This window comes from Phenylobacterium conjunctum (assembly GCF_042679085.1).
Taxonomy (GTDB): Bacteria; Pseudomonadota; Alphaproteobacteria; order Caulobacterales; family Caulobacteraceae; genus Phenylobacterium; species Phenylobacterium conjunctum.
Map to the genome: position 1 here is coordinate 14,065 of NZ_JBHTLQ010000043.1, position 17,557 is coordinate 31,621.

The 17,557-nt window shown below is 69.7% G+C and carries 15 protein-coding genes, 1 tRNA gene and 1 pseudogene; 10 read left to right on the plus strand and 7 right to left on the minus strand.

The features are described 5' to 3' along the window. Nucleotides 1-5: 5 nt before the first annotated feature. Complete coding sequence (locus tag ACFQ27_RS16015) at nucleotides 6-971, plus strand: NAD(P)/FAD-dependent oxidoreductase (protein WP_377354315.1); 966 nt, start codon at nucleotides 6-8, stop codon at nucleotides 969-971. A 6-nt stretch (nucleotides 972-977) separates the two neighbouring features. Here the strand turns inward: ACFQ27_RS16015 and ACFQ27_RS16020 are convergent, their stop codons facing one another. Then, a complete protein-coding gene (locus tag ACFQ27_RS16020; protein ID WP_377354316.1) occupies nucleotides 978-3,014 on the minus strand; it encodes a CocE/NonD family hydrolase in 2,037 nt (678 codons plus the stop codon). Nucleotides 3,015-3,046: 32 nt separating this feature from the next. Then, a complete protein-coding gene (locus tag ACFQ27_RS16025; RefSeq protein WP_377354317.1) occupies nucleotides 3,047-3,592 on the minus strand; it encodes a DUF1697 domain-containing protein in 546 nt (181 codons plus the stop codon). A 104-nt stretch (nucleotides 3,593-3,696) separates the two neighbouring features. On the opposite strand from ACFQ27_RS16025, the gene radC reads away from it, so the two are divergent. Continuing rightward, the gene (gene radC / locus ACFQ27_RS16030) at nucleotides 3,697-4,404 is read left to right on the plus strand and encodes a RadC family protein (RefSeq protein ID WP_377354326.1); all 708 of its coding nucleotides are present in this window, start codon (nucleotides 3,697-3,699) and stop codon (nucleotides 4,402-4,404) included. Nucleotides 4,405-4,506: 102 nt separating this feature from the next. Here radC and ACFQ27_RS16035 read toward each other — a convergent pair whose 3' ends face one another. After that, on the minus strand, nucleotides 4,507-5,313 hold the full coding sequence (locus tag ACFQ27_RS16035) for a calcium-binding protein (RefSeq protein ID WP_377354318.1): 807 nt from the start codon (nucleotides 5,311-5,313) through the stop codon (nucleotides 4,507-4,509). Nucleotides 5,314-5,486: 173 nt separating this feature from the next. Between ACFQ27_RS16035 and ACFQ27_RS16040 the strand changes: the two genes are divergently transcribed. After that, complete coding sequence (locus ACFQ27_RS16040) at nucleotides 5,487-6,368, plus strand: WecB/TagA/CpsF family glycosyltransferase (protein ID WP_377354319.1); 882 nt, start codon at nucleotides 5,487-5,489, stop codon at nucleotides 6,366-6,368. Between the two features lie 65 nt (nucleotides 6,369-6,433). After that, the gene (locus ACFQ27_RS16045) at nucleotides 6,434-6,661 is read left to right on the plus strand and encodes a hypothetical protein (protein ID WP_377354320.1); all 228 of its coding nucleotides are present in this window, start codon (nucleotides 6,434-6,436) and stop codon (nucleotides 6,659-6,661) included. A gap of 11 nt (nucleotides 6,662-6,672) precedes the next feature. Here ACFQ27_RS16045 and ACFQ27_RS16050 read toward each other — a convergent pair. Next, a tRNA-Leu gene (locus ACFQ27_RS16050) sits at nucleotides 6,673-6,760 on the minus strand. Nucleotides 6,761-6,785: 25 nt separating this feature from the next. Continuing rightward, nucleotides 6,786-8,558 carry an ATP-binding protein gene (locus tag ACFQ27_RS16055; RefSeq protein WP_377354321.1) on the minus strand — a complete coding sequence of 591 codons (1,773 nt, stop codon included), beginning with the start codon at nucleotides 8,556-8,558 and terminating at the stop codon, nucleotides 6,786-6,788. Between the two features lie 109 nt (nucleotides 8,559-8,667). On the opposite strand from ACFQ27_RS16055, the gene ACFQ27_RS16060 reads away from it, so the two are divergent. Both ACFQ27_RS16060 and ACFQ27_RS16065 read left to right on the plus strand, forming a co-directional pair. Beyond that, the gene (locus tag ACFQ27_RS16060) at nucleotides 8,668-10,119 is read left to right on the plus strand and encodes a cryptochrome/photolyase family protein (RefSeq protein ID WP_377354322.1); all 1,452 of its coding nucleotides are present in this window, start codon (nucleotides 8,668-8,670) and stop codon (nucleotides 10,117-10,119) included. A 65-nt stretch (nucleotides 10,120-10,184) separates the two neighbouring features. After that, on the plus strand, nucleotides 10,185-11,279 hold the full coding sequence (locus tag ACFQ27_RS16065) for a YeiH family protein (protein WP_377354323.1): 1,095 nt from the start codon (nucleotides 10,185-10,187) through the stop codon (nucleotides 11,277-11,279). Here the strand turns inward: ACFQ27_RS16065 and ACFQ27_RS16070 are convergent. Beyond that, nucleotides 11,276-11,731 carry a hypothetical protein gene (locus ACFQ27_RS16070; protein WP_374347300.1) on the minus strand — a complete coding sequence of 152 codons (456 nt, stop codon included), beginning with the start codon at nucleotides 11,729-11,731 and terminating at the stop codon, nucleotides 11,276-11,278. The genes ACFQ27_RS16065 and ACFQ27_RS16070 overlap by 4 nt on opposite strands. Before the next feature lie 523 nt (nucleotides 11,732-12,254). Between ACFQ27_RS16070 and ACFQ27_RS16075 the strand changes: the two genes are divergently transcribed. Continuing rightward, nucleotides 12,255-13,625 carry a spinster family MFS transporter gene (locus ACFQ27_RS16075; RefSeq protein ID WP_377354324.1) on the plus strand — a complete coding sequence of 457 codons (1,371 nt, stop codon included), beginning with the start codon at nucleotides 12,255-12,257 and terminating at the stop codon, nucleotides 13,623-13,625. 22 nt (nucleotides 13,626-13,647) lie between these two features. Here ACFQ27_RS16075 and ACFQ27_RS16080 read toward each other — a convergent pair whose 3' ends face one another. Beyond that, the gene (locus tag ACFQ27_RS16080; RefSeq protein ID WP_377354325.1) at nucleotides 13,648-14,595 is read right to left on the minus strand and encodes a LysR family transcriptional regulator; all 948 of its coding nucleotides are present in this window, start codon (nucleotides 14,593-14,595) and stop codon (nucleotides 13,648-13,650) included. A gap of 128 nt (nucleotides 14,596-14,723) precedes the next feature. On the opposite strand from ACFQ27_RS16080, the gene ACFQ27_RS16085 reads away from it, so the two are divergent. The 3 genes and pseudogenes from ACFQ27_RS16085 to ACFQ27_RS16095 form a co-directional block, all read left to right on the plus strand. Continuing rightward, on the plus strand, nucleotides 14,724-15,800 hold the full coding sequence (locus ACFQ27_RS16085) for an HlyD family secretion protein (RefSeq protein WP_374347294.1): 1,077 nt from the start codon (nucleotides 14,724-14,726) through the stop codon (nucleotides 15,798-15,800). Between the two features lie 10 nt (nucleotides 15,801-15,810). Continuing rightward, nucleotides 15,811-17,337 (plus strand): DHA2 family efflux MFS transporter permease subunit, encoded by a 1,527-nt coding sequence (locus tag ACFQ27_RS16090; protein WP_374347292.1) that lies wholly within the window; start codon nucleotides 15,811-15,813, stop codon nucleotides 17,335-17,337. Between the two features lie 11 nt (nucleotides 17,338-17,348). After that, nucleotides 17,349-17,557 (plus strand): annotated as a pseudogene (locus ACFQ27_RS16095) (efflux transporter outer membrane subunit); the annotation flags it as partial.

Here is a 17,557-nt window from a genome sequence, read left to right on the forward strand (position 1 = left end):
GCGCCATGCGCCTTGCGATCATCGGCGCGGGATTGGCGGGGCTGGCCTGCGCCGAGCGCCTTCGGGCCCGGGGTCTGGAGGCGCGGCTGTTCGACAAGGGCAAGGGGCCGTCCGGGCGCCTCGCCTCGCGCCGGATTGCGACCCACCTGGGCGAGGCCGTGTTCGACATGGGCGCCCAGTACTTCACCGTCCGAGATCGCGACTTCGCCGCCCAGGTCGCCCAGTGGCTGGCCAAGGATCTGGTCGCGCCCTGGCCGGAGGCCGGATCCGGCGCCTGGGTGGGCGTGCCGACCATGGCCGCGCCGCTGAAGGCCATGGCCGCCAACCATGATATCCGCTGGAACACCTTTGTCGGCGGCGTCAGCCGCGAGGGGCGGGTGTGGCGTCTGCACCTGAAGGAGGGCGACGAGGCCCCCTTCGACGCGGTCATCATCGCCCTGCCGGCCGAACAGGCCATGCCGCTCCTGGCCCTCAACGATATCGACTTCATGAACAGGAGCGCCGCCTCGGTCAGCCAGCCCTGCTGGACCGGATTGTTCGCCTTTGACGCGCCTCTGGAGACGTCCTCCCCCGTTCTCCGTGACGGCCGCGTCCTGGCCTGGGCGGCCCGCAACACCTCGAAGCCGGACCGCGCCGGCCCCGAGGCGTGGGTCGCCCAGGCCCAACCCGCCTGGTCCCAGGCGCACCTGGAGCGCACCCCGGACGAGGTCGCCGACATCCTGCTGGCTGAGCTGTTCGAGATTACCGGGGTTCCGCCTCGCAGGCCCCTGGCCAGCCACGCCCATCGCTGGCGGTTCGCCCGTTCTACGGGCCTGGACATCGGCCCGCTCTGGAGCCCGGCCCTGCGCCTGGGCGTCTGTGGCGACTGGCTGCTCGCCCCGCGGGTCGAGAGCGCCTGGCTGTCGGGCCATCGTCTAGCGGAGATCATGAGCCGGGACCTCGCACGCCTCCTGGACGGGGACGCCGCTTAGGCCAACTCAGACCAGGCGACGGGGGATCCGCACGTCGCTAGACCGCTCAAACACCACCTGGCCGGACTTGCGGGCGCTTAGGCTTTCCGAGACAAGGAACGCGCTGGGCGTCGACCTCAGTTCGACCGTCGCTGTCACCTCGCAGGACCAGTCACCCCGCGACCAGGCGCTGAGCGCCTTCTGGCGCCACACCCCGCTGTTGTGCTCGCCCTCGGTCAACTCCACCGTCTCCCAGCGCCCCCGCGAGATCGTGCTGCCGATGTCCGGCCAGGTGAAGGGGACCGGCGGGCTGTCCAGGGTGATGCGGTAATGGTCGGGCGAGACCGGCTGTGTGGTGATCGGCCCCGGCGTCTCGCCCTCGCCCTGGCGCTCGGGCACGGCGAAGGGCGCGGGCGACGTCTCCTGCGGCCGCACCGGCAGGTCCAGGCTGCAATGGGCCAGGTCCAGGTCAAGGGACACCGTCTCCGGCGACGGCCAGACCAGCGGCCATAGGCCTTCCGAGAGCGCGACGCGGATGCGCGAGCCCTTGTTGAACCGTCGCCCGGCGACGATCAGGGGGACGGCGACATCATAGAAGACCCCCGGCGCCAGCTGCTCCGGCTCGGCGTCGGACGTCCGATGGGTCAGGTTTTTCACACCCCAGCTCACCAGCCAGGATCCGCCCTCGGGCGTCACCTCGGTCAGGCGCACAGCCAGCGTCGCCACCGGCTTGTCCGCCCGCACCCGCACCCGCAGCACGGGACAGCCCAGGATCTCCAGGTCCGCTTCCAGCGGCAGGCTGTCGAAGGTGAGCGACCTGGCGTCGTCCAGCCCCTGTTCCATCGGCGGACGGTCGATCCACTCGGGCTTGGTCAGCCCAACGACCCGACCGCCGCCCACGCTCGCCTGCCCGGCCCCCGGCGCCGGCGACAGGCCCTTGGACGTCAGGTGCAGGCGCTTGGCCGTGATGGTCGGCGCGGGCCAGACAGGCTCGGCGATCCAGCGGCCGGGCACGGGCTTGGGCGCCGTCTGCTCGCCGGCGGCATAGGGCATGAAGACCCGCAGCATCGGCTCGGCCATGATGCCGGTCTCCTCGCCGACCAGCCATTGCGCCCACCAGCGCAGCTCCTCCACGGCCCAGTCCAGGCCCTGGGGCGTGGCGGCCCACGGATAGGTGTGACCCCAGGGCCCGATCATGCCTTTGCGCGGAACCGTCAGGTGCTCCAGCAGGCGCGGGACGGGATCGGCATAGGCGTCCCGCCAGCCGGAGACGACATAGGTCGGGACCTGGATCGCGCTCCAGTCCTGGTCGATGGAGCCGCGCCGCCAGTAGGCGTCGTTGGTCTGGTGCTCCAGCCAGGTCCGCAGGATCGCCGGCGTGGAGTCCAGGCGTTGCCGCCACATCGCCTCCCAGGCCTCGCCCACCACCGCCGGATCGGGCGGGCCGGCCATGACCGTCTTGAACAGCACGCCCCACTGCAGGTTCGTATGCCCGACCGCCCCGCCGACATAGTGCGCATCGCCGCCATAGCGGGTGTCGGTGGTCCCCAGGGCCATGATCACCTTCAGCGCCCTGGGCCTGCGGGCGGCGATCTGCAGGGTGTTGATCCCGCCCCAGGACAGGCCGCGCATCCCGACCGCGCCCGAGCACCAGGGCTGGCGCGAGATCCAATCGATGACCGCCTCGCCGTCGGCCAGCTCCGGTTCGGCGTACTCGTCGGTCAGAACCCCTTCGGAGTCGCCCGACCCGCGCACATCGACCCGCACATAGGCGAACCCCCGGCTGGCCATCTGCCGGCCCCAGGCGCTGTCGTGGCTCCGGAAGCCGTCGCGCTTGCGATAGGGGATGTACTCCAGCACCGCCGGACTTGCGCCCTGGCCTTCCGGCAGGAACAGCCGCGCCGACAGCCGCACCCCGTCGCGCATGGGGATCCAGGTGTGCTCGATCACCCGGATCCCACGCTCCGGCGGCAGGGTCCAGCCCGCGGCGCGCGCGGCCTCAGGCAATCCGGCCAGCCCAGAGGATGCGGCGGCGGCGATCACGGCGCGACGGCTCGGTTTCATGGGCGCTCCAGACCGCAGGCGCCCGGACCGCCTCACTGCGCCCCGGCCACCGCCTCCGCCAGCTTGAGCACGGTGTTCCAGTTCCGGCCAGTGCCCTTGGTCGCGAGCTTCCCCTCAATGATCTTGATCGTCAGCTTCGAGGTCCCGATCCCGTCGGGATAGACCAGGTAGGCGCAGCGCCCCGCCAGGCTCACCTGCTCGCGCCCCTTGATCGCCGCCCGCAGCGCGGCCAGGGCCTCGGGCCCAGGGGCCGCCTTCAGGGGCATGACCACCATATGGCTCGGATCGTCCCGCGCCGCGTCCGGATAGGGGTTGGCGGCGATCATGTCCCGCCAGGCCTCGCCCGAGCGCACCAGCACCTCGGTCTCAAGCCCGACCCGCTGCGCCAAGGCCGCCTCCAGCCGCGCCTCGACCTCGGCGTCCGCCCCGTCGCCCACGAACACCACATTGCCGGTCTGCAGCAGGGTCCGGACCGCTGTGAAGCCCAGGGCCTCGAACACCGACTTCAGGTCGGTCATGGCCAGCTTGGTCTTGCCGCCGACATTGATCGCCCGCAGCAGCGCGATCCTTGCGTGCATGATCAACCCTTGCAATCCGCGAACATTTCAGGAACGATAGTGCCTGTCCTGGCGGTGGGGTGCAAGGCTTGACCAATCCCGGCGAAGTCTCCGACCTGTCGGCCCTGTGGGCGGCGCCCAGCCCGTCCGCTCAGAAGGCCCAGCCGCACTATCATGGCCACCGCGAGCGCCTGCGCACCCGCGCCCTCGACGGCGGATGCGCCGCCCTGCCCGACTACGAACTGCTCGAACTCTTCCTGTTCCGCGCCATCCCGCGCGGCGACGTCAAGCCGCTGGCCAAGGCCCTGCTCACCCGCTTCGGCTCCTTGGGCGGGGTGCTGGGCGCGACCATCCCCGAGCTCGTGACCGTCAAGGGCGTCGGCGAGAGCGTCGCCCTCGACCTCAAGCTCCTGCACGAGGCGTCTCTGCGCACCGGCCGCGAGGCGGTGTCCAAGCGCCCGGTCATCACCTCCTCGGCCCAGCTCGCGGCGTACGTAAAGACCGCCATCGCCCATGCCCCGCGCGAACAGTTCCGCGTCCTGTTCCTCGACAAGAAGAACCAGCTCATCGCCGACGAGGTGATGAACCACGGCACCGTCGACCACGCCCCCGTCTATCCCCGCGAGGTCATGCGCCGGGCGCTCGAACTGTCGGCCAGCGCCCTGATCCTGGTCCACAACCACCCGTCGGGCGACCCAACCCCGTCCCAGGCCGACGTCGCCATGACCCGCGAGATCATCGAGGCCGGCCGCTCGCTGCGCATCGTCATCCACGACCACCTGGTGGTCGGCCGAGACGGAACGGCGAGCTTCAAAGCCCTGGGGCTGATGTGATCGCTTCAGCCCGAAAGCTGAAAGGCGTGCGGCCGGCGCACCCGAGGCGCGCCGGCCGCGATCCCCGCTGGGGGGCGGAGGGAAGCGGGGATCTAGGGGGAACTAGTCTACGAGCCAGCCCAAAGGCAGGGATTGGAGGCTGACACCCACGAGGGTGATGCTGTCGCCGCTGGCCAGCGTGACCACGACATCGGCGCCGACCTGGGCGACCGTCCGGGCCGCATCGCCTTCGAGATACAGCCGATCGCCCTCAGCCGACGAGAAGTCCGTAATCACGTCGCGGCCACCGCCGACACCGAAGTAGAAGGCGTCCGCGCCGGTTCCACCGCTCAGGGTGTCGTCGCCCCGGTCGCCGAACAGCCGGTCATCGCCGCCGTCGCCGGACAGTCGGTCGCTGTCCTGGCCGCCCCGGACGATGTCGTGGCCTTCGCCGCCGGACAGCGTGTCGCGCCCGAGATTGCCATAGACGAGGTCGTCGCCGTCGTCGCCGCGCAGGTCGTCCTGGCCTTGACCGCCGACCACCCAGTCGTCGCCGGCGCCGCCGCTCTCGGTGTCATCGCCCATATTGCCGTGGACATCGTCCTTGCCGTCGCCGCCCTCGAGGCGGTCGTTGCCGGCCTCGCCGCGAAGGTAATCATCGCCCTCGTCGCCAGACACGGTGTCGTCGCCGAGTTCGCCGTGCAGTTCATCGCGCCCCAGGCCGCCGTGCAGCTCGTCTCGGCCATCACCGCCGTTCACGCGATCATCACCGCCGCCGGCCATCACCCGGTCATCGAGGTCGCCCTCGTTGTAGGTCTCGTCCCGGTCATCACCGTAGACGTCGTGCGTGCGACGGTCGTCCTCATGTTCCGTCTCAACCTTGCGGTCGTCGGAATCGTCTTCGCGCCCGTAGCGGTCATGGCTCGACATGGGGGTTGGGTCTCCTGTTGGTGACGAAGCCCTATCCCCGCAAGCTGACTTGAACCTGAACCGTGCGAAGTCATTTCGTCGCGCCGCCGCGACGTCTCCTTAACCCGCCCCCCCTAGTCTGCGCCTCCGATCCCGCCGCCAAGTCGGCGCACAGACGCAGGACGTATCGAGCCGTGGACCGCAGAAGCGACGCCCGCCGCCCCTATCGCAAGACCCGCCGCCCGGTGGAGCGCATCCGCATCCTGGGCGTGACCATGGATCTCGTGCGGCTGGAAGAGATCATGCACCACGTGGCCGACCACATCGCGCGCAAGCAGCGGTTCGTGGTCGCCAACCACAACGCCCACAGCGTCTATCTGATGGGCCGGAACCCTGAGTTCCGCCGCTATTTCGACTTCGCGAACCTGACCATGGTCGATAGCGGCCCCATGGTCCTGCTCAGCCGGCTTGTGGGCCTGAACGCCCGCGGCTTCCACCGCTGGACCTATCTGGATTGGCGCCACCACTTCTGGAGCCTGGCGAACCGCCATGGCTGGCGGGTCTTCTATCTGGGCGGCGCGCCCGGCGTGCCCGAGAAGGCCGCAGAGGTGCTCTCCGAAAAGTATCCCAACGCCGTCATTGGCGTCCGCGACGGCTATTTCGACGCCGCCCCCGGCTCGGCCGACAACGCCGCCATCCTGGCCCAGATCGAGGCCTTCCAGCCGGACGTGCTGTTCGTGGGCATGGGCATGCCGCGCCAGGAGGTCTGGCTGCTGCATCACCTCGACAAGCTGCCGCCCTGCGTCACCTATTCCATCGGCGCGGCCTTCGACTATGAGGCGGGCGTCCAGTACTCGCCGCCCCGCTGGGCCGCCCGCATGGGCTTTGAATGGCTGGCCCGCCTGCTGGCCGATCCCAAGCGCCTGGCCGGCCGCTACCTGGTCGAGCCCTGGTTCCTCGCGAGCCTGGCGCTCAAGGACATCGCCGCCGCCGCCCTGGCCGGCCGGCTGATGAAGGGCTTCTTCAAGCCGCGCGCCGCTCGACCGCCCGGCGTTGAGGCCCCTGCAGGCTCCTAGGCCGGGATCGAAAGCTACGCGGTCTGCGTTCTTGCGGTCTGGCTTCCCCAAGACGGATCGAACCGATGCCCCGCACCGCCCTCCTCGCCCTCACCCTGATCGCCGCCACCACCGCGCTTGCGGCCTGCGACCGCGAGGCCGGCCGCAAACAGGAAACCGTCGGCGCCATCGAGTCCGGGGCCGGCGCGGTCCTGGGCGACAAGGATCTCAAGGACCAGGGCAAGCAGGACAAGGTGACCGGCCAGCTCAAGCAGGGCGACCTGAGCGGCGCCCTCGACGACGCCAAGCATTAGTCAGTCAAGGATGGTGCGGGCGGCCGGACTCGAACCGGCACGGGCCTCAGGCCCAACGGATTTTAAGTCCGGTGCGTCTACCAATTCCGCCAAGCCCGCAACGCGGCGGTTCTAGCCTTGCACCCTAGGTCGTGACCAGAGCGATCACCTCGAACAGCCGGGCGACTTCGATGGGCTTGGCGACGTGGGCGTCCATGCCGGCCTCGGTCAGCTCGGCGATCTGGTGGACCATGGCGTTGGCGGTGAGCGCGATGACCGGCGTGCGGGCCAGGCCCTTGGCCGCCTCCTGGGCGCGGATCTCGCGCACCGCCGCGATCCCGTCCATCACCGGCATATGCACATCCATCAGGATCAGGTCCCAGGCGCCCGAGCCCCAGGCCGCCACCGCCTGGGCGCCGTCGGTGACCACCGTCGGCGTCACCCCGACCTGGGCCAGCAGGGCCACCAGCACCAGCCGGTTCACCTCATTGTCCTCGGCGGCCAGCACGCGCAGCTCACATCCCGGCGGTGACGCCTCCGCCTCGATCTCAGCAGCCAATGAACTGGCGACCGTGGGCCGGGCGATCCGGCGCAGTGGCAGGCGGACGGTGAAGACCGCGCCCGCGCCCTCGGCGCTATCCACCGCGATGTCGCCGCCCATCAGCTCGCAGAGCTCACGGCAGATGGCCAGGCCCAGGCCCGTGCCGCCGTGCCGTCGCGTGGTGGAATCGTCCAGCTGCTCGAACTTGCGGAACAGGCGCGCCTGGCCGGCGGCCGAGATGCCGGGGCCGGTGTCTCGCACCCGAAAACGCACCTCGCCCTCGACGCCCTGGACCTCCACCGCCACATGGCCCTTGGCGGTGAACTTCACGGCGTTGGACACCAGGTTGGAGATCACCTGACGGATCCGGGTTGGGTCGCCGTGATAGTGGCCGCTCGCCTGGGGCGACAGCGTCAGGACCAGGCCCAGCCCCTTCTCCGCCGCGCGCGCCCGGAAGGGCTCGACCGCGTCGGCCATCACCGCGTCCAGATCGAAGGCCACCGTCTCCAGGGTCAGCCGCCCGGCCTCGATCTTCGACAGGTCGAGCACGTCGTTCAGGATCTCGGTCAGCGCCTCGCCGGAGCGGCGGATCACCTCCAGCCGCTCGCGCTGCGGGTCGGCCAGGGTGTCGGCCGCCATGGCCTGGGCCATGCCCAGCACCCCATTCAAGGGCGTGCGGATCTCGTGGCTGATGGTGGCCAGGAAGGTGCTCTTGGCGGCGTTGGCCACCGCCGCCTCCTGCTCCTTCTCCACCGCGGCGTCGAGGGCGCGGGCGGCGCGCACCTCCATGTCGTGCCGGCGTTGGGCCGCCTGCAGGATGTAGAAAATCAGGCAGATCATGGTGGCCACGATCAGCACCATCCGCACCCAGCCGATCTGCAGCTGGCAAAGCGCCATGCCCGTCAGGGCTGCGACCAGGATCACCCCCAGCGAGGCCAGGCCAATGGGCCGCGAGATCACCACCTCTTCGCCGGCGCTGATCCCCATGGCCGCCAGCAGCATGACCCCCACCGCCATCGCCTCGGGCAAGGCGTTCAGGCACAGGGCCACCGGCAGGGCGCTGTACATCAATGTGTTCAGCCCCGACGCCGCCGCCATCAGGTATTCCCAACGCGGGCCGGGCGCCGTCTCCCGCTGGATGCGCCGGGACAACTGCGACGTGAGCACCACCGCGACCAGCACCCCGGCGAACCAGGCCAGGGCGAAAGCCCAGCCCTGCCAGGCGAAGGCGCAGGCCAGGGAGATCAGGCTCATGGGCAGGATGGTGCGCCGGTCCCGACGCCGGGCGTCCAGGATCCGCGTCCAGGTCAGGTCGGCCATGGCCGAGCGCCGGGGGGCGTCCGCCACGTCGCCTGCGCTCGCCTCCCGCGAATCCATGAGCCTCACCTCTCAACGGTCGTAGCGCAGCGACGCGCAAACAACACCCTGACGAGCGCCCAACCTGGGCTACGTTGCAAGCCCAGCGGCGATCAGCCACAGAGGGGACATGCCCGCCCCCGTCATCCTGTGGTTCCGCCGCGACCTGCGGCTGGCCGACAACCCCGCCCTGCAAGCCGCGCTGCGCAGCGCGGCGCCGATCCTGCCGCTCTATGTGCTGGACGAAACCCCGGACCTTCGCGCGCCGGGCGCGGCCAGCCTGTGGTGGCTCGACAAGTCCCTGGCCGCCCTGGCCGCCGACCTGGAGGCGCGGGGTTCGCGGCTGATCCTGCGGCGCGGGCCGGCCGAGCGCGTCGTCGCCGACCTGGAGCGGGAGACCGGCGCCTGTGGCGTCTGCTGGAACGCGATGTTCGATCCCGGTGTCCCGGCCCGCGACGCGCGGCTGGCCGAGGCCCTGGCCGCCGAAGCCGTGGAGGCCCGGCGCTTCAACGGCGGCCACCTGTTGTCGCCGGACAAGGTCCGCACCAAGACCGGCGGCCAGTTCTCCGTCTTCACCCCCTACTGGCGGGCGGCCCGGCCCCTGGTGAACCCGGGCGAGCCCGCCCCGGCCCCGGCCGCCTTGTCCGCCCCCGCCGACTGGCCAGGCAGCGACCGGCTGGCCAACTGGGGCCTGCACCCGACCCGGCCCGACTGGTCCAAGGGCTTCAAGGACTGGACGCCGGGCGAGGCCGGCGCCGCGGCGCGGCTGGACGCCTTCGTCCACGGGGCGCTCAAGGCCTATGCCGGCGACCGCGACCGCCCAGACCGCGAAGGGATCTCGCGCCTGTCGCCGCATCTGCATTTCGGCGAGATCAGCCCCAAGGCCTGCTGGCGCGCGGCCCAGGCCGCGGCCCTGCGCGGCGAAGTCCCCGACGCCCAGGTCGACAAGTTCCTGGCCGAGCTCGGCTGGCGCGAGTTCAACGCCAACACCGCCCTGGCCGCCGAGGCCCGCGGCGATGCGCCGGAGAAGGTCAATGTCGACCGCCGCTTCGACGCCTTCCCCTGGCGCGACGATCCCAAGGCCTTCGCGGCCTGGACCAAGGGCATGACCGGCTATCCCATCGTCGATGCGGGCCTGCGCCAGCTGTGGACCACCGGCTGGATGCACAATCGCGTCCGCATGGTCGTCGCCTCGTTCCTGACCAAGCACCTGCTGATCGACTGGCGGGCGGGCGAGACCTGGTTCTGGGACACCCTGGTCGACGCCGATCACGCCTCCAACGCCGGCAACTGGCAGTGGGTGGCCGGGTGCGGCGCCGACGCCGCCCCCTATTTCCGCATCTTCAATCCGGTGACCCAGGGCGAGAAGTTCGACCCCGACGGAACTTACGTCCGCCGCTGGGTGCCCGAACTGGCCCGTATGCCGGCCAAGCTGATCCACGCCCCCTGGGCGGCCGACAAGGCCATCCTCAGCGCCTGCGGCGTCACCCTGGGTCTGACCTATCCGCACCCCATCGTCGATCACGGCGTCGCCCGCCAACGCGCCCTCGACGCCTATCAAAGCCTCAAGGCGGATCGATAGATTTGCTGCGCCCTCGCCCAGCTTTGCTAATAGGAAACCGGGACGCCTAGAGGGGGACGGATTCGATGGCGAGCGATCTGGACAAGGACACAGCCGCGGCGCACGCGATGTTCCGGTCCTTCGACGGCATGGAGGGCGTGCCGGAATTCGTTCCGCCTCCGCAGAAGCGGACCCTGCTGGGCACCGCCCGCGCGGTTTATCCCGGCGTGGTCGTCGCCCTGACCATCGCCCTGGCCGCCACCTGGCTGTCCCAGCACTATGGCGCGCCGGTCATGCTGTTCGGCCTGCTGCTCGGCATGGCCTTCCACTTCCTGCATGAGGAAGGCCGCTGCGTCGCCGGCATCGAGTTCGCCTCAAAGGCCGTGCTGCGCACCGGCGTCGCGCTTCTGGGCGTTCGCGTCACCGCCGAGCAGATCATGAGCCTGGGGCCGCAGCCGATCCTGATCGTCATGATCGGCGTGCTCTCGACCATTGCGCTGGGCCTGTTCGTCGCCCCGCGTCTGGGCCGGTCCAAGGCCTTCGGCGTCTTGTCCGGCGGCGCGGTCGGCATCTGCGGCGCCTCGGCGGCCCTGGCCATCGCCTCGGTCCTGCCCCGCGACAAGGACAGCGAACGCGACACCATCCTGACCGTGGTCACCGTCACCGCCATGTCGACGGTGTGCATGATCCTCTATCCGCTGCTGGCCGCCCGTTTGGGCCTGTCCCAGAACCAGGCCGGGGTGTTCCTGGGCGGCACCATCCACGACGTGGCCCAGGTGGTGGGCGCCGGCTACTCCATCTCGCCCGCCGTCGGCGACACGGCCACCTATGTGAAGCTGCTGCGCGTGGCCATGCTGGCGCCTGTGGTGTTCGCCATCTCCGTCGTCCTGGCGCGCTCAGGCGCCCAAGGCGGCAAGGGCAAGATCCCGATGCCGCCCCTGTTCTTGCTGGGCTTCGCCGCCCTGGTGGCCATCAACAGCATGGGCTTCATCCCGCACGCCGTCGGCAAGTCGGTCTCCAGCCTGTCCAGCTGGTGCCTGGTCACCGCCATCGCCGCCCTGGGCATGAAGACCTCGTTCAAGGACGTCTTCGCCGTCGGCTGGCGCCCCATCGCCCTGATGGTCGGCGAAACCGTCTGGATCGGCGGCTTCGTCCTGCTCGCAGTGCTGTTCAGCCTCTAGCCCAACAGATCGTCCGGCCCTCTGCGCAGCGTGCGCAGGAACTGGGTGGTGGCGCTGTAGCTGGCCTCTTCCAGGCGCTCCAGCAGCGGGCCACGCACCACCGAGGCCGGGACCATCACCCCGCGCGCGCCGACCCGCACGCAATAGCCGCGCTCGATCAGCACGCTCACATGCCGCCGGGTGGTCTCGTAGGACAGGCCCAGGAAGTTGGCGACGCTCATGACGCTGACCGGGCGGCGCATGGCGTCGTCATAGACCCCGTCCTCCCCTGGACCGCCTGGCCCGGGATTGAGGTTCAGGTGCTGGACCCCGGCCCGCATGATGGTGAGGAAGACCACCCCGGCCAGCATATTGCCTTCGAACACCTCGGAGACGGCCGCTCCGCTCCGCAGGAAGTGATCCAGGCTCGCCTTGGTGACATAGCGCCTTCGGGCGATTGCGCCGGACTCCATGCTCTTCCCGAACTCCCTGCCTCGGGGCGGCCGGATGACATGGGCGTGGAGACCTCGATCTCCAATACCCAACACTAGAACCCGGTCGCGGTCCGCCTTCGCCTTAAAGTTCGCGCGCCTGGCTCGATGGCCGGGCGCGCGACTCCAAGATCATAGCGAAGGGATAGGCTTGCGTAGCACCTATCTACTCAATTTGAGCACCTACTCCTGGTGTCATTCGCCTCATGAGCGAATTGCTATTCGCCCTCTGAGCGAGTGAAGACTTGGGCTCAACACGGCGATGGCCGCACCCATCCCCTTGGCGCTCAAGCCCCGGCGGAGCGCGACGATTCTCTGGGTGAGGCGGAGCTGGCGTAACCGCGATCGCCCTGGCTGCGGGTTTCAACGGGTCCAGCGGCCCTCACCGGCCCAATCGCCGCGCCCAGGCGCAGGATTACCCGGAATCTCGCCCGGTCCCCCTTGGCGCTGGTTCAAAACCGACCTCTAGTAGACCCAACGCACAAGAACCTGAGGAAACGACCCCATGACCGAGGCTTCCGCCCCGGCCCCGTACGGCGCCACGATTGCTGAGGGCGAGAAGCCCGCCATTCCCTTGGTGTCGGACGCCTATCGCCGGTACGCCCTGCTGCTGCTGATGCTCGTCTACACGGTCAACTTCCTTGACCGTCAGATCGTCACGATCCTGGCCGAGCCGATCAAGAACGACCTGCATATCGCCGACTGGCAGATCGGTCTGATGACCGGCTTCGCCTTCGCGGTCTTCTACACCGTCCTGGGCCTGCCTATCGCCCGCCTGGCCGAGAGCTTCAACCGGGTCTGGATCATCGGGGCCTCGCTCACGGTCTGGAGCGGCTTCACCCTGGCCTGCGGCGCGGCGGGCAACTTCGTCCAGCTGGTGCTGTGCCGGATCGGCGTCGGCATCGGCGAGGCGGGCTGCACGCCCACCGCCCACTCCCTGATCTCCGACTACACCCCGAAGGAAAAGCGCGCCTCGGCCCTGGCCTTCTTCTCCATCGGCACGCCGCTGGGCGGACTGCTGGGCCTGGCCATGGGCGGCGTCATCGCCGACGCCTGGGGCTGGCGCACCGCCTTCCTGGTGGCCGGCCTGCCGGGCCTGCTCTTCGCGCTCATCGTCTTCCTGACCATGCGCGAGCCGCGCAACGCCCTGCCGCCGGAAGCCCGCGCCCAGCACGCCCCGGGCAAGGGCCACTTCAAGGCCACCCTGCAGTATCTGTCCTCCAAGCCGACCTTCTGGTTCGTGGCCTTCGCCGCCGCCATCAAGGCCTTCATCGGCTATGGCCACGCGCCCTTCACCGCCTCCTTCTTCTTCCGCAACCACGGGGAAGAGGTCGCCAGCCTGGCGGCCATGTTCGGCCTGAAGTCGGCCGGCTTCCTGGGCCTGGCGCTCGGCCTGATGGGCGGCGCCGCGGGCGTGATCTCGTCCTGGCTGGGCGGCTTCATCGCCGACCAAGCCGCCAAGCGCGACCTGCGGGCCTATATGAGCGTGCCGGCCATCGCCTCGCTGCTGTCGCCCTGCGCCTTCGTCTTCGCCATGCTGGTGGACAGCGCGGTCGCCGCCCTGTTCATCCTGCTGATCCCGGGCCTCCTGGGCTCGCTGTGGTACGGGCCGGTCTATGCGACGGCCCAGGGCCTGGTGCCGATCCAGATGCGCGCAACCACCGCATCGATCATGCTGTTCATCATCAACATGGTGGGCCTGGGTCTCGGCCCGCTCGCCGTGGGCGTGCTGTCCGACATCCTGGCCGGCCCAATGGGCATGGGCAGCGCCGAAGGCGTCCGCTGGGCGCTGATCATCTCCGCCATGCTCGGCGTCGGCGCCTTTGGCCTGTTCTGGATGGCCCGCCGGACCATCCGCGAAGAAATGGTCAGCTAAGCCAAGGGGCGGCCGAGGCGCATCAGACCTCGGCCGCCACCCGGCGCAGCAGTTCGCGCATCCACATCAGGGCCGGGTCGGCCATCCGCTCGCTCAGATACAGCAGCACCAGCTCGGTGGTCGGCGTCTCGAATGGCGGCTCGATCACGCGCAGCAGGCCGCTGCGCACCGCCAGGGCCGCGATCCTGCGGGGCAAAAGACCGGCCATGTCCGACTGGCGGATCACCGAGACCGCCGAATAGGAGTCCGGCGTCGTCACCCCGATCCGGCGGCTTAAGCCATGCTCGCGCAGCATCACCTCAAAGGCGCTGCGGTCCTCCCAGCTGCCGCGCAGCTCCAGCCCCGGCGCCACCTCGGTCTGTGAGCGGGCGACCACCACATGCGGCACGCTCACCAGCTCCTCCAGCGTCACCTTGCCCTGCGGCAGCGGGTTCTCCGCCCGCACCGTCCAGGCCAGGGTTTCCTGCAGCAGGGTCTCCTGCGCCACCCGGGACGGCGCCGGGATCCGTCCGCCCAGGATGAAGTCCACCTGCCGGGCGTCCAGCTGGTCGGCCAGGTTCATCCCAAACTCGACAATCGTCAGCTCCGCGCCAGGCGCCTGCTGGGTCATCAGCTCCACCAGCCGCGGCGCCAGCACCGCGCACCCATAGCTGCCCGCCATCAGGGCGAAGCGCCGCTCGGTGGTCGACGGGTCAAAGGTCGGCGGCGCAAAGGCAGCCTGCAGCTGCACCAAGGCGCTGTGCACCTGAGGCCCGATCTCCAGCGCCCGCGGCGTCGGCTTCAGGCCCCGCGGATCGCGCACGAACAGCTCGTCGCCCAGGGCGAAACGCAGCCGGCCAAGCGCATGGCTCACCGCCGACTGCGACAGGCCAAGCCTGGATCCCGCGCGCGTCGCGTTCCGCTCTTGCAGCAGCACGTCGAACACCCGCAGAAGGTTCAGGTCGATATTGTGGATATGCAGATCATTCATTTTGCACGTGACGACATATCATTTCTCTCATTACGAAGCTTGGCCTAATTCCCTCTGCGTCAAGGCGCGCTCGCAAGGGCGGCGCCCCTGTTCTCGACTGCGCAAGACGACCCGAAAGGACGCATCCTGTGAGTGATGCACAGGGCCAGCGGCCCGTTGCTGATGTGAGTGTTGGCCAGGAGAGTTTCCTGCGCCGCTGGCGCTGGCCCCTGATCGCGGGCGGCCCAGCCCTGATCCTGCTGATCGCCGTGATCGCCATCCTGACCGGCGGCCGCTACCAGACCACCGACAACGCCTATGTTCAGGTGGCCAAGGCCCCGGTGAGCGCCAGCATCCCCGGCCGGGTGCTTGAGATCTATGTCCACGAGAACGAGCCGGTCAAAAAGAACCAGCCCCTGTTCCGCCTGGACACCCGTGACGCCATCGCCGGCGCGGATCAGGCCCGCGCCGACCTCGCCCAAGCTGAGCTGCAGGTCCGCTCGCTGCAGGCCGCCTATCGCGCCGAGCAGGCCAGCGTCGCCGCCGCCACGGAGACTCTGGCCTACGCCACCCGCGAGGCCTCCCGCCAGAAGGCCCTGGTCGGAGCCGGCGTCGCCAGCCAGCAGGAGGCCGACCAGGCCGCCCACGCCGCCCAGCAGGCGTCCGACACCCTGGCCGCCGCTCGCCAGCGCGCCGACCAGGCCCTCGCCAACCTGAACGGAAATCCGGGCGCCGGCGTCGGCGGCCATCCGGCCGTCCTGGCCGCCAAGGCCAAGCTCGAGCGCGCCCGCCTGAACCTGGGCTATGGCGTGATCATCGCTCCGGCCGACGGCGTGGTGACCCGCGTCGACCAGCTGCAGGTCGGCGGCTATGTGAACCCCGCCCAGACCGTCTTCTGGCTGATCTCCGGCAAGCCCTGGATCGAGGCCAACTTCAAGGAAGACCAACTCGCCAAGATGAAGGTCGGCCAGCCGGTGCAGATCAAGATCGACGCCGCGGGCGACACCAAGCTCACCGGCCGCGTCACCAGCTTCAGCCCCGGCTCGGGCTCGGTGTTCTCGGCCCTGCCGGCCCAGAACGCCACGGGCAACTGGGTCAAGGTCACCCAGCGCCTGCCCGTGCGCATCGACTTCGACCAACCTCCGCCGGAGATGGCGGCCCGCGGCGGTCTCTCGGCCTCGGTCAAGGTGGACGTGAAAAGCTCCGGCTCGGCGCAGGCCCGCTGAGGCGCGCGCCATGACCAGTCCTCAGGACGTCGCCAACCGGGTTCCCATCACCATCGCCATCATGCTGGCGACGGTGATGAACTCCCTGGACACGACGATCGCCAATGTGGCCCTGCCGCATATCCAGGGGAGCGTCTCGGCCTCCCAGGATCAGATCACCTGGGTGCTGACCTCCTACATCGTGGCCGCGGCGATCATGACGCCGATGTCCGGCTGGCTGGCTGACCGGGTGGGGCGTAAGCGCCTCTACCTGATCTCCATCGCCGGCTTCACCATCGCCTCCATGCTCTGCGGCGTCGCGGACTCCCTGGTGGAGATCGTCGGCTTCCGCCTGCTGCAGGGCCTGTTCGGCGCCGCCCTGATCCCCATCGCCCAGGCGATCCTGCTGGACATCAACCCGCCCGAAAAGCACGGCCAGGCCATGGCCATCTGGGGCGCCGGCGCGATCCTGGGGCCGATCCTGGGGCCGGCCATCGGCGGCTGGCTCACGGAACAGGCCTCCTGGCGCTGGGTGTTCTTCATCAACCTGCCCATCGGCATCCTGGCCTTCGCCGGGGTCTTCCTGTTCATCTCCCGAGACGGCGGCGCCCGCGCCAAGCCCTTCGACTTCCTGGGCTACGCCTCCCTGGTCGGGTTCATCGGCGGCCTGCAGCTGATGCTGGACCGCGGACCGGGCGAGGACTGGTTCGCCTCGCCCGAGATCTGGACCTACCTGCTGGTGACGATCGGCTCCCTGTGGGTGTTCGTGGTCCACACCCTGACCGCGGCCCATCCCTTCTTCGACCGGGCCCTGGCGCGGGACCGCAACTTCGTCACCGCCAGCATCTTCGGCTTCTTCATCGGCATCCTGCTGTTCTCCACCATGGCGCTGCTGCCGCCGATGATGCAGGGCCTGATGGGCTATCCGGTGCTGACGTCAGGGCTGGTCAGCATGCCGCGCGGCCTCGGCTCCTTCATCGCCATGTTCGCGGTGGGCCAGCTGGTGGGCCGGGTGGACACCCGCCTGATCCTGCTCACCGGCCTGTCCATCTCCTGCGTCTCGCTTTGGCAGATGATGCACTTCGACCTGGCCATGACCTCGGTCCCGTTCATGATCTCGGGCTTCATCCAGGGCCTGGGCGTCGGCCTCTTGTTCGTGCCGCTGTCGACCCTGGCCTTCGCCACCGTCCCCGCCCACCTGCGCCCGGAGGGCTCGTCCCTCTACACCCTGATCCGCAGCATGGGCTCGGCCGTGGGCATCTCGATCATGCAGGCCCTAGTGGTCTCCAATTCCCAGGCCATGCACGCCTCCCTGGCCGCCCGGGTCATTCCGGCCGACCCGGTGGTCCAGGCCGACCTCGCCCGCCGCTTCGACCTGACCTCGGTGCTCGGCCTTTCCGGCCTGAACGGCGAGATCAACCGCCAGGCGGCCATGGTCGCCTATATCGACGACTTCAAGCTGATGCTCCTCATCACCCTCGCCTGCATGCCCATGCTGCTGCTCATGCGCAAACCCAAGGTGCAGCCGGGGCGCCCGACCGCCATCGAGGTCGATTGAAAGCCATGTCCGTGAAACCGCTTCTCGTCCTGCCGCTCGCCCTCAGCCTCGGCGCCTGCGCCGTGGTCGGCCCGAACTTCCAGCGCCCGCCCGTTCCGGGGGCGAACCAGTACGCCATGGCCGGCGACCCCGCCCCATCCGCCGCCCGGATGGCGCCCGAAGCCCGCAGCGCCGGCGCCTGGTGGCAGGCCCTGGGCTCCGCGGACCTCGACCGCACCAT